Source organism: Flavobacterium bizetiae (assembly GCF_902804475.1).
In the GTDB taxonomy this organism is placed as follows: domain Bacteria; phylum Bacteroidota; class Bacteroidia; order Flavobacteriales; family Flavobacteriaceae; genus Flavobacterium; species Flavobacterium bizetiae.
The window spans coordinates 1-12493 of the sequence record NZ_CADCSU010000051.1; the positions used below are offsets into that span (position 1 = coordinate 1).

The window sequence follows — 12493 nt, forward strand, 5'->3', positions numbered from 1 at the left end:
AATCATAAAAATCCCAAAACTATGAGAAATATTAACCAGATTGCTATTGTTTCGAGTATGTTAATCACCTTATTAAGCTGCTCTAGTGATAAAGATGTCGATGTAAATCCTGGCACAACAACCAATCCTGTCGAAGGAAATGCGGCCAATACAACTTACAAACCAGCCTTTGCTGGACAAACCCGAGCAAGTGGACTTCAAACTAATACACCGTATCAGGGAACTGTAATTGCTACAGCTTTAACGAGTCCTTGGGGAATCAAAAGCCTTCCTGACGGACGATTATTGATTACTGAAAAAACAGGAACAATGCGTATCGCTACGACTGCCGGAGTTTTGAGCGCACCAATTACAGGTATTCCTGCTGTTAATGCTGGTGGACAAGGAGGTTTATTAGGTTTAACTATAGATCCTGATTTTACTACAAATCGCATGATTTACTGGGTATATGCCGAAGCGACAACAGGCGGAAATAATACCGCTGTAGCGAAAGGAAAACTTTCAGCCGACGAAAAAACAATCGAAGGAGCAACCGTTATTTACAGAGCTAAACCAGCAAATGGTAGTACGCTTCACTATGGCGGACGTATTCTTTTCGATAAATCTGGTTTTCTTGTTGTAAGTACCGGAGAACGTTCGGTTTTAGAAACAAGACCTTTAGCACAATCTGTTGCATCAGGTTTAGGAAAAGTGGTTCGATTAACAAAAGAAGGTCAGCCAGCAAGTAGCAATCCAACTTTTACAGGAACAGGAGCTTTACCGGAATTATATACTATCGGACACAGAAATCCGCAAGGTTTAGCGCTTAATCCTAATACAGGAGAAATCTGGCTGGCAGAACACGGACCACGCGGAGGGGACGAGATCAATCGCCTTAAAGCAGGCTCAAATTACGGATGGCCAACAATTACATACGGAATCGAGTATAGTGGAGAAAAAGTAGGAGCGGGAATTCAGCAACAAGATGGTCTAGAACAACCGGTTTACTATTGGGATCCAGTAGTTTCGCCAAGCGGAATGACATTTTACATCGGTAATCGCGTTCCGGAATGGCAAAATAATCTTTTCATAGGCGCTTTAAGCGGAATGCATATCGTGCGTCTTGCCATAAAAGACAATAAAGTAGTTGGAGAAGAAAGACTTCTTGCTTCAGAAAACCAACGTTTTAGAGATGTAACCCAAGGAAATGACGGAGCTTTATATGCTGTTACTGATGGCGGAAGACTTTATAAAATCGATAAAAAATAAGTTTCAATTTTTAAATATATATTCTTCTAAGAGAATACTCATAAATGGCGCTATATAGCGCCATTATTTGTGATGCAAAAAACCGTTTCTTATATTTGATATCGATTAAAGCCAAAACAATTGAATACAAAAATCACTACATATTCACTCGAGCATCATAAAAGTTTGTTTAATGATGCCAACAATGTTAAAGAGTATTTTTATATTCAGGCAAAAGATCATCCGTATATCAGCGAACCCTATCGCGCAGAAAGTTATGCCATAGAATTTCTTCGAAAAGGCAGTATTGTCATGCAAACCAAACTCAAAAAAGTGGTTATTCATGCTCCGGCAATTCTCACGCTTGGGCCTTCGGTAATTAGAAGTTTTACAAAAGACAGCGACGAAATTTTAATAGATATTATCTTTTTCAAACCACAATTTTTTCTGCACAATCAGGCCAATGTTTTTTTCCTATCGCAATATGATTTTTTCGAAAATAGCGAAAAGCACGTCTTCAATCTCCAGAAAAAAAACAAAATTAAGTTTGAACAAATTTTTAATTTGCTGCGACAATCGATCGAACATAATTCTGATAATCAGCCCTCTATTTTACGCGCGTATCTTTATATACTGATTTACGAATTAGATGTTATAAAGCAAACCAATACCAATGATACGAAGCAAAATCCTTTATTTGAAAAGTTCAAAGAAACACTTTCCAGAGATTTTATAAGCCAAAGATCCGTTCAATATTACGCTGATACGTTAAATGTATCCCGAAAATATCTTTCAGAAGTCATTAAAAACAATAGCGGAAAAACCGCCAGCGACTGGATCGACGAAATTGTAGTTCTCGAAGCCAAAATATTACTTCAAAACAAAGAGCTCACCATCAACCAAATCAGCGATACCTTAAACTTCCCGAATCAATCCGGTTTTGGTAGGTTCTTTAAAAAATGTGAAGGAATTTCACCCTTAGAATATCGCAGAAAGAATGTGTAACTTATAATCTTGTATTTCAAATAATATTGTATTACCATAAAGTTTGTCATCTCGACCGAAGGGAGAGATCACACTCGTAAATGGACAAAGATTGGTGACTTTGCGGAATTTCTAGTGTGATCCTTCGTTCCTCAGGATGACAAACTATACCGAAATATTATTATGGAAACGAATGCCCTAGCCCCGATAGAAGTGGAAATCCTTTTGTGCCGGGGTTCGGCACAAAAGATTGAAACGTATAGCGGTATCAGCTCCTAGAAAAATGTAGGTTACAATAAACTCAACCGACTTTTCGAACAAACTAAAAGACATTTAGCTCTTTTCTGATCCATCAAATCCTCTCAAATTTGCATGAAATAAAATAATAGAAAATATGTCAAAAGTCGCAAAATTCGTAGTAATCATAAATGATAATGTTGTCTGGATGGAAGAGAAAGCCCTGAAATTCTATTCGGATTTATTTGGAGCACAGAAAGAAATAGGAGAGAAATACGCTCAGGAAAACCTTTCGAGTCAGAAACTGTTCAGGATTCAGAATGATTTTTCGGTAGAAATGCTAATGGCGTATGAAGGCGAAAATCCGTTATCATTCCTGAAACTAAATTCCTCCCGATTAGCCAATCAAAATTTGGGAGCTAATAAGCCAATCGGTGTCAATCATATTGTTTATTTTAATCCCGAAGATTTAATTGTACTTTTTAAACGTGCCGAAGAAGTGGCTTTACAGCGAAAACACGATTTGATTTGGGTAAAAGCTTTTGAAATTGATACTGTTTTAACAGCAACATTGAAGTCATTAGGCTACGAAGAATTCAGTTATGAAAATGATCTTGAAGAAGAGGCTCCAAAACAACTTTATTTTAAGAAATCAGTTTAATTTGACCATAACAACATCCTGATTGGCAATGGCGTAAATAATATCATTTTGTTTGGGTTTTATAATATGCTTTCCGGTAAATTCGCCAAAAGCAGCCAAAATCATCTGATTTTCTTTCTGATAAAAACATGGTAATTTTAATGACTGAGCGCCAAAACCACGCAGGATAATTCCCGGATGAATATGACCGGAAAAATTAAAAAAGCCTTCTTTTATAACAGGATGATGTGTTAATAAAAAATCATCAATTTCAAGAGATTCAACCACATCAATATTAATTTTAGTGTAATGATTCTGATCGATAATATCATGATTTCCGGCAATCAGCATTATGGTATTGGTACAACAAGCAACCCATTTTTCGAACAAATCCCATTCCGAATTCATCGAACTATGAAACAAATCGCCCAGGAAAATAATTTTGTCAGGATTAAAGTATTCCACAACCTCCGTCAAACGATTAAAGTTTTCTGAAACCACATTATTCGGAATCGCCACGCCATGTTTTCTAAAATGCGAAACCTTTCCCAAATGCACATCAGAGATCAGAAGCAATTTTCTGGTTTCCCAAAACAAAGCCCCACTCGGGTGTAAAATAAATGTTTGATTTTGTATTGTAATCCTCATATAGTATTACTTCATGTACGAAGCTGTCATTTTTTTAATTCGTTCTGCCAATGTCTCACTCGACAATTTTTCTCTTAGTCGGTCTGTAATTAATGGGAAACTAAAAGGCGTTGGTTTTAAACATTGTTTCCAGATAATCTCCTGATTGTTTATTCGTTCCAAAGCCATAATCAAACGGCCTTCTTCCAATTGATGTTCAAAGGTTTCGCGATACGCTTGCTGAAACAATAGATTATCAGGTTCATAATCCCTAAAAACTTCAAACAATAATTGCGAACCACTTTGCAAATGTTTTGTCTTGACCATTTTTCCCGGAAATCCTGTAAAAACCAAACCGGCAATTACGGCAATATCCCTGAATTTTCGTCTGGCCATTTCAGTTGCATTCAGACTTTTTTGCAAATCATGGTGCACATATTCAGTCGAAAATAGATTATTATCTAAAACATTCTGCATATCAATTTCCTGATCAGAAAGCAATTCGAATCCGTAATCATTATACGCTAAAGAAAAACTAATAGGCAAAAGTAAACTAATTCTGTATGCCAGTAAACTTGCCAGCGCTTCATGCACAAATCGGCCTTCAAAAGGATCAAAAATAGCATGATATCCTTCTCTCGTTTTAAAAGTTTCAATCAAAAACTGATCGTCTCTGGGAACGATAGATTCTTTTCTTTGTCTGGCAAACAAAGGTTGTAATGCCTTTAGTTCCGGCGATAAATCATCCGTATTGGCGCGATACAATTCCTGACGCAGTAATTCGCTCATTTGCGCCGAAAGCGCCATTCGGCCACCCATCCAGCTTACTACTTTCGATTTCTTTTTAGGATCGGCCTTTCGAACCAAAACCTGCATATTTCTAATTCGGAATAATTCCAATTGTTTACCGGCAAAAATAAAAGTATCTCCCGGTTTTAATTTCGATACAAACCATTCTTCGATTGTCCCGATATAACCGCCGCTCATGAACTTTACATTCAAAACAGCATCACCTACAATCGTACCAATTTGCATTCTGTGATGCATGGCAATTAATCGGCTGTTGATTTTAAAACGCCCGTCTTCTTCAATTTCTACCTTTTTATATTCGTCATAAGCTTGTAAACTCTGACTTCCGTTAGTGATAAAATTCAAAACCCAATTCCAGTTTTCTTCGGTCATCGCCTGATAACAAAAAGTTCCTTTTACTTCTTGAAAAATTTCATCCGGAATAAATCCATCCGAAACCGCCAAGGTATTAAGATATTGTACCAAAACGTCCCAACTGTTTAAATAGGGAACACGATCTTCGATCACACTATTTTCAACCGCTTTTTTCAAGGCCGAAGCTTCGATCAATTCAATAGCATGCGTTGCCAAAAAATATATGACACTTTCTTTCCCGGGTTGGTGTCCGCTTCGTCCGGCCCTTTGCAAAAAACGCGCAACACCTTTTGGTCCGCCCACCTGAATAATCGTTTCTACAGGCGCAAAGTCGACTCCCAAATCGAGACTCGAAGTACAAACAACGACTTTGAGTTCCTCGTTCCGAATAGCATTTTCGACCCAAAGCCTCGTTTCGCGATCAATGCTCCCGTGATGCATCGCCATTTCTCCTGCAAACTCAGGATATTTCTCCAGTAATCGCTGAAACCAAATCTCACAAGCCGAACGTACATTGGTAAAAATCAAAGTTGTTTTACTCGCTTTTACAATTTTGGCTACTTCATCAATAAGATGCAAACCCATATGTCCGCGCCATGGATACGTTTCCATTTTATCCGGAATAATCGAAATGACTTTTATTTTTTTATGTATCTGGGCCTTTATCAAAACCGAATTACGATAGGCTTCTGAATCAACTCCAAGCAAAACTTCCTGAGCCTGTTGCAGGTTTCCAATTGTTGCCGAAATTCCCCAAATACGCATATTAGGGGCGATAGATTTTAATCGGGATAAAGCCAATTCGGTTTGTACGCCACGTTTTGTGCCTAGTAATTCGTGCCATTCGTCAATAACAATTGCCGTACAATTGCCAAATATTTTATCATAACCTTTTGTTGCCAAAAGCAATTGTAAACTCTCCGGAGTAGTCACTAATAAATCCGGCATTTTACCTTTTTGCTTCGCTCTTTCACTGGCTGATGTATCTCCAGATCGAATCCCAACGGTCATTTTGGTCCCCAAATCATTAACCACTCTTTCTGCGGCCTGCTTTATTTCAACCGAAAGCGATCGCAGAGGTGTAATCCAAATTGCTTTAAGTCCGGGAGTATGTTTGGTTTTATAATCGGGATTATTTTTAATGTAGTTTAAAACAATAGGCAACCAGAGCGCATAGGTTTTCCCGCTGCCCGTAGGAGCGTTTAGTAAACCATTTTTTCCTTGCAAAAAAGCAGTCCAGGTCTGAGTCTGAAACGGAAATGGTTTCCATCCCTGATTTTGAAACCAGTCATTTGCTATAGAAAAAAGTTGTTCTCTATTCATTTGTTTTTTATTGTTAACATTTTTTTACCATTAAGATATTAAGAGGCATTAAGGTTTGCTTTGTTTAAGAAAATTAAGCTTTTAATAAGTCCCAGCGGGACGACCAGTTTATAGACATTTTTTTAACGTATTTTTTAAAGCCCCGTAGAGGTGACATATTTTTCACCATTAAGATATTAAGATTCATTAAACTTTACTTTGTTTAAGAAAGTGAAGAAAGCGGTTTAACGCAATTCTTAATGCGATTGCTTAGTTCCTCGCAATGACAAAAAATCCGTGCCCATCCGTGTTTTCGCTTTAGCGAATCTGTGTCATCCGCGTGCCATTTCCCCAACATCATAAAATCATACTTTTCAAATCCTCAATAGAATTCGCCTCATCAATTTTCTTATCATGCCTCCATCTTAAAATCCTTGGAAACCGTGTTGCAATTCCGCTTTTATGTCTTTTTGAAAGTGCAATACCTTCAAAACCAATTTCAAAAACCAATTGTGGCGTTACACTCCGAACGGGCCCAAAACGTTCTAAAGTATTTTTCTTGATCCAATCATCGACCATTCTGAATTCGGCATCAGTCAAACCCGAATACGCTTTCGCAAAGGTGACCAATTCACGTTCGTTCTTTTCATTATTCTGCCATAACGCAAAAGTATAATCGGTAAATAAATTCGAGCGTCGTCCGTGTCCGCGCATGGCGTAGGTGAGGACCGCATCGATTACCAAAGGTTCAATTTTCCATTTCCACCAATCGCCTTTTTTTCTTCCTACGAGATAAGGAGAATCTTTTCGTTTGATCATCAAACCCTCGCTTTTCATTTCGCGGGAACGCAATCTTTCCTCCGTTAATTCCTCCCAACTCGAAAATTTTACCCTTTCAGAAAGCTGTAGCGGAATATCATGATGTTTTATATCTTCAAATAATTGTTCTAATAAGATACGTCTTTCTTCAAAAGGTAGATTTCGAATATCCTGACCTTTCCATTCCAACAAATCGTACGCTTTTATAATTACGGGTGATTTTTTAAGGATCGCAACCGAAACCGTTTTTCGCCCAATTCGGGTTTGGAGATCGTTAAAAGTTCCAATTTCATTTTCTATGTAGGGAAGAATTTCTCCGTCGATAACCGTTCCGTCTGGAATTATTCCAATAAAAGAGGCAAATTCGGGATATTTATCGGTAACCAATTCTTCGCCGCGACTCCATATAAAAATTTCATTATCCCGAATGATGGTTTGCGATCGTATTCCGTCCCATTTGTGTTCTGCGCTCCAGTCTTCCGGATTTCCCAAACTTGATGGTTCGCCTTCGATAGGATACGCCAGATAAAACGGAAAAGGTTTGGATAAATAATCGCTGTTTTTTTCGTCTAAAATTAATTCCTGAAACGTAATTGTATTCGGATTCCAATCGCCCATTAATTTATGCGCGAGTGAATCTTCATCAATGTTTTCAGCTTTAGAAAGTGCGCGCGTCATTAATTTTTGGCTTACGCCGATCCTGAAACTTCCGGTAATTAATTTGGTAAAAACAAAACGTTCGTAATAATTGAGCGCCAGCCAGTTCTCGTGCAGATATTCTTTTTTCTCGATATCGGTTTTCTTTTTCAGGGCAATAATTTCCTGAAGATATTCCGTTAAACTTTTATCAGAATGTTCTTTTGTAGTGGGAATTATCAAAGCAATGGTTTCGGCAAGATCGCCTACAATATGATAACTTTCCTCAAATAACCATAGCGGAATATTAGCCAATTCATTCGCCCACAAACGCAATAAAGTAGTATTTACAGGTCTTGGAGGACGACGATGCGAAAGAATAGCAATCGTCCAGACTTTATCTTCATTACTCGCATTGATGAAATATTTGGTCAAAGCATCAACTTTTACCGAAGTTTTATTAGAACTGTCAAGCGCTTTTATAAGTTCGGCAAAGTTTTTCATTTTTTTCTTTTTTTTTTAAGAGAGGCAAGAGGCAAGATGAAAGAGGCAAAACTTTATAAAAAGATCGATTGAATCAAAAGCATTCTCTTTCTTCTTGCATCTATTTTCTATTTTCTATTCTCTTTCCTCTATTTTCTCAATTTCCTCATCAACATCTTTTCTGGAATCCATTTCACCCAATTCTCCTTCATATTGCGTATTGGCAGTTCTTGCGTCGTAACCTAATTCCTGAAGGTATTTCGAGAATATATCTGAATATCCGTGTGTACAAATTATTTTTTCGGCTCCGGTTGCTTTAATGCTTTCCAGCAAACCCGTCCAGTCGCAATGATCGCTTAATACGAAACCACGATCTACAGCGCGTCTACGTCTGGCACCGCGAAAAGTCATCCATCCGCTGGCAGAACCGGTAACAAACGGAGTCATTTTTCGAATCCAGGTTGAGCCGTGTGCGCTTGGAGGAGCAAGAACAATACTGCCCAATAAATCTTCTTTTTTAGTTTCGGATGTTACTCTGGTCGTTGGCGGAAAATCAACTAATGGACGCAATACTTCGGTCATATTTTCGATAGCGCCGTGCGTGTATATTTTCCCGATATCCGTGTCTAAATATTTTAGTAAACGTTGTGCTTTTCCTAAGGAATAACCAAAAAGAACAGACGTTTTTCCTTCAGCGCGATTTTCTGCCCACCAATTATTAATATCGGTCATGACTTCGGCTTGTGGTGTCCATTTAAAAGCGGGTAATCCAAACGTACATTCTGTTATAAAAGCGTCGCATTTTACGACTTCATAAGGTACAGAAACGCCATCGTCTTCGGTTTTATAGTCTCCGGTAAAAACCCAGACTTCGCCTTTGTATTCTACCCGAATTTGAGCAGAACCAATAACGTGTCCGGCAGGATGAAGCGAAAATTTGACACCATTTACGGTAAAAGTTTCGTTCCAGTCTTTTCCGGTAACATTTATATCACCCAAACGATGTTTTATGATAGGCACATTGTCATAATGTGTAATGTAATTTTTGTGTCCCCAACGCGCATGATCTGAGTGTCCGTGCGTGATAATGGCATTCGTAACCGGACGCCACGGATCGAGGTATACATCTGCCTGCTGGCAATATATTCCTTTATCATTAAATGCTAACAGGGGAGTATTCATGACCTGAGATTAAGCTATTTGAGCAATACGCGCCGTTTTATACAACGGATAAGTATGCATAAAATGAGACACGTTATCTTTCATTTTATCAAAAGATTTTCCGTAGAAATACAAACCGGTTGTTGCATTTCCTTTCCAATATCTTTCTTGCGAAGTATTTGTTAGTTTCGAAATTTCTGCCTGAACAAAATCTACATCGTAATCTTGTTGATCTTTTTCAGGAGAGTTTTTTCCATCAAAATAAATGGCAATTCCTTCGTTTTTACCAAACGGAATTTCCTGATGTGTTTTTTCGATAATTACTTTAGATCCTTTTGGAGCGCCACAAATTTCAACAAAATTGATAATCTCGTTTAAAATTGCCTTGCTTATTTCTTCCTGATAAAATTTGACATGAATATCGCAAAAGATAATTTCTCCGGGTTCTTCTTTAAGTATACCGCCACCGGAAATTTCACCATAATGGTTTTCGGTTAAGAAATCATTTAAGGGTAACATATAAAGATTTCTTCGATCTAAAGGTGAAACTTTATCATTAATCTGAATTACAATATCGTATAGATTTTGATCGTCTTCGTCGCTTTCGAATAAATTAGATATAAATTGTAGTAACATAGCAATTAAGGTGTTAGTGATAAAATACTTTACTCAAAGTTACTGAGACTTACGAGTTTAGAATTTATATTTTTTTGCTTAAATGTTATATGATTTCTAATTGGGGATTGATAATGTATTACGGTGAAATATTGCTTAATATATTGTGTCCCCAAGGTTGAAACCTTGGGCTATGTTTATTTCGTGATTGTTATTTGGATTTCTATGGTAAAAACGAATCTTTTTTTAGGAGCTAATCCTAAAGTTGTTTTCGTTCTTATTATTGAAGCTCCAGCGGAGCGCTATATGTATAGCAATTATATATTCTCTTAAACTAGAGCTCCAGCGGAGCGATATATATGTCGCCCCGCTGGGGCTTTTTTTTATCTAAAATCGAATTGCTATAAATATATCGTCCCGCTGGGACTTATTTTTATTTACAATTCAAGTGAAATCTTTTTTAATAAATAAAAATACGCAGAGAATTTATTGTTGTTAAATATAGCCCGAGGTTTCAACCTCGGGAGACGTTTTTAATAAGCCCTCGGGAGACGTTTTATTATGAAGATGTAATATGTTTTAATAAGCCAATCTTTGTCGAGTTATATGTGTGATCCTTCGTTCCTCAGGATGACAAACTGTACGGAAACATTATTATGAAAACGAATTTTTTAGCCCCGATAGAAGAGGAAATCCTTTTGTGCCGGTGTTCGGCACAAAAGATTGGAACGAATAGCGGGATTAGCTCCTGAAAATTATTCTAATAAAAAAATTATAATATTCCGTCAAGTGTGCTAACCAATTCCGGAAAATTGTTGGGTTTTGTAAAAATCTGAACGGAACTAAAATCGTTCGTTAGCTTTTTTAGGGTTTCGTGCGAATGCGATGAGTAGACCACAACCTGAATTTTACTAAGTTCGGGAATGCTCCTTAACTCCTGTATAAATTCGGCGCCACTTAAATAAGGCATTTGCATATCGAGAAATATAAAGTCTGGCAAAACAGTTGCTATCTTTAGATTATTCAATGCTTCGAGAGCGTTATTAGAGATTGTAGTGAGTATATTTTTGTTTAATGAAGCAATGGCAGCGATAAAAAGTTCGCAGTCATCTTCGTCATCATCTACTAAGAGAATTACTGTATTTTTCATTCCATGAAATTATTTTAAAATCCGCAGACAGGAGTTATATAATTTTCGCGTGATGTTATATAATCTGAATGTTTAATTTTCGATCAGGCTGATTTCAAAAACAGTTTTTCCGTCTTCGTTTTTATGGGAGATGTAGCCGCCATGCGCTTCGATAATATTTTTAGATAACGTTAAACCAATTCCGGCACCTTCTGGTCGGGTGGTAAAAAACGGAAGAAATATTTTGTTTTCGATCTCTTTTTCGATTCCGTTTCCGTTGTCGGAAATTTTAATGAAGATTCGGTTTTCTTTGGCTTCCGCCGAAATAAAAATCTGCTTCTGTAAATTGTCTTTTACAGCATGAAAACTATTCGTTAAAAGGTTGATTAAAACCTGTTCGATTTGCTGAGAATCTACGTGTATGAAACGCTTGAATGTAATATTGTTTACGACTTCGATATTTTTTTCTTTAAATAAAGGATTCATGATCTGAATGCAATTATCTATTAAATGCTGTAAATCTATTTTTTCTTTTTTAGGAGATGGCAACATGGCGAGTTTGCGATATCCTTCGACAAATTTTTGCAAGTGATCGCTTCGTTTTAACATTGTTTCGACGCTGTTTTTTACATCTTCGAGATCTTCATCTGACAAAGAATCCTGTTCGACTAAATCTTGCAAATTCTGGCAAATAGAACGAATAGGAGTGATCGAATTTAAAAGTTCGTGTGAGATGACTTTCATCAAATTTACCCAGGCTTCTTTTTCTTTTTTCTCGACCACATTCTGGATAGAATCTAATAAAACGATAAAATAATCCAATTCGAAAATCTCTGTTCTTGAAGCCTGTAAAACAAAGGTTTGGTTGTTTTGTTCGTTGATACTAATTTCTATAGCCGTTTTTATTTCCTGAAAATCATCTTGTTCGATAATCTCGCATAAGGTGGGTAATTGGTTTTTAAGGTATTTCCATTTGGATACTTTTGGAACATTAAAATGCGTTGAAAAGTAGTCATTCATTAAAAAAATATTCCAATCGTTATCTTGTTTTTGCAGAATTATAATTCCGGTTTCGATATTGTTAAGAATAGAGCGGTAGACGATATCTTTTGAAATTTGTTCGTTTTCTTTGGCTTTTAAAGACTCGTACAAATGAAACAAATCTGCATAATTGTCATTTAATTTATGTTTTGAAAAATCAGAACTAAAATCATTTTGTAAGATCGAAGCGATTGTTTTATTGTAAATGAGAACAAAATTACGAACGTAAAAAAACATTTCGCGTAAGAGCAGAAAAACAATAAAAAGCCCGAATATTGCCGTAAACAATAAATCTTTTTTGAAGAAGTAAATAGAAACTTCGATTGCTGCGACAATTATTATTAATCGCAAAAACAGAAGTTTGTATGTTTTAAAGGATTGAAACATTTTTTGGGAATTAAAAATTGAGAATTAAAAATTAAAAATCT

General features: G+C 36.7%; 10 protein-coding genes. 3 read left to right on the plus strand and 7 right to left on the minus strand.

Going from position 1 to position 12493, the window contains the following annotated elements:
* The first annotated feature begins 21 nt into the window (after positions 1–21).
* The 3 genes from FLACOL7796_RS04595 (at position 22) to FLACOL7796_RS04605 (ending at position 3109) form a co-directional block, all read left to right on the plus strand.
* Positions 22–1248 (plus strand): PQQ-dependent sugar dehydrogenase, encoded by a 1227-nt coding sequence (locus FLACOL7796_RS04595; protein WP_173969657.1) that lies wholly within the window; start codon positions 22–24, stop codon positions 1246–1248.
* Positions 1249–1368: 120 nt separating this feature from the next.
* Positions 1369–2232, plus strand: a complete 864-nt coding sequence (locus FLACOL7796_RS04600) for an AraC family transcriptional regulator (protein WP_173969658.1) — start codon at positions 1369–1371, stop codon at positions 2230–2232.
* 373 nt (positions 2233–2605) lie between these two features.
* Positions 2606–3109 (plus strand): hypothetical protein, encoded by a 504-nt coding sequence (locus tag FLACOL7796_RS04605; protein WP_173969659.1) that lies wholly within the window; start codon positions 2606–2608, stop codon positions 3107–3109.
* Here FLACOL7796_RS04605 and pdeM read toward each other — a convergent pair.
* From pdeM to FLACOL7796_RS04640, 7 genes are all read right to left on the minus strand, one after another.
* Positions 3101–3736 (minus strand): ligase-associated DNA damage response endonuclease PdeM, encoded by a 636-nt coding sequence (gene pdeM / locus FLACOL7796_RS04610; protein WP_173969660.1) that lies wholly within the window; start codon positions 3734–3736, stop codon positions 3101–3103. The genes FLACOL7796_RS04605 and pdeM overlap by 9 nt on opposite strands.
* A 6-nt stretch (positions 3737–3742) precedes the next feature.
* Positions 3743–6202 carry a ligase-associated DNA damage response DEXH box helicase gene (locus tag FLACOL7796_RS04615; protein ID WP_173969661.1) on the minus strand — a complete coding sequence of 820 codons (2460 nt, stop codon included), beginning with the start codon at positions 6200–6202 and terminating at the stop codon, positions 3743–3745.
* Between the two features lie 336 nt (positions 6203–6538).
* Positions 6539–8140 carry an ATP-dependent DNA ligase gene (locus FLACOL7796_RS04620; RefSeq protein ID WP_173969662.1) on the minus strand — a complete coding sequence of 534 codons (1602 nt, stop codon included), beginning with the start codon at positions 8138–8140 and terminating at the stop codon, positions 6539–6541.
* Positions 8141–8254: 114 nt separating this feature from the next.
* A complete protein-coding gene (locus tag FLACOL7796_RS04625; RefSeq protein WP_173969663.1) occupies positions 8255–9301 on the minus strand; it encodes a ligase-associated DNA damage response exonuclease in 1047 nt (348 codons plus the stop codon).
* Positions 9302–9310: 9 nt separating this feature from the next.
* On the minus strand, positions 9311–9916 hold the full coding sequence (locus FLACOL7796_RS04630; RefSeq protein ID WP_173969664.1) for a hypothetical protein: 606 nt from the start codon (positions 9914–9916) through the stop codon (positions 9311–9313).
* Positions 9917–10667: 751 nt separating this feature from the next.
* On the minus strand, positions 10668–11045 hold the full coding sequence (locus FLACOL7796_RS04635) for a response regulator (protein WP_173969665.1): 378 nt from the start codon (positions 11043–11045) through the stop codon (positions 10668–10670).
* A gap of 72 nt (positions 11046–11117) precedes the next feature.
* Complete coding sequence (locus tag FLACOL7796_RS04640) at positions 11118–12452, minus strand: sensor histidine kinase (RefSeq protein WP_173969666.1); 1335 nt, start codon at positions 12450–12452, stop codon at positions 11118–11120.
* Positions 12453–12493: the final 41 nt, after the last annotated feature.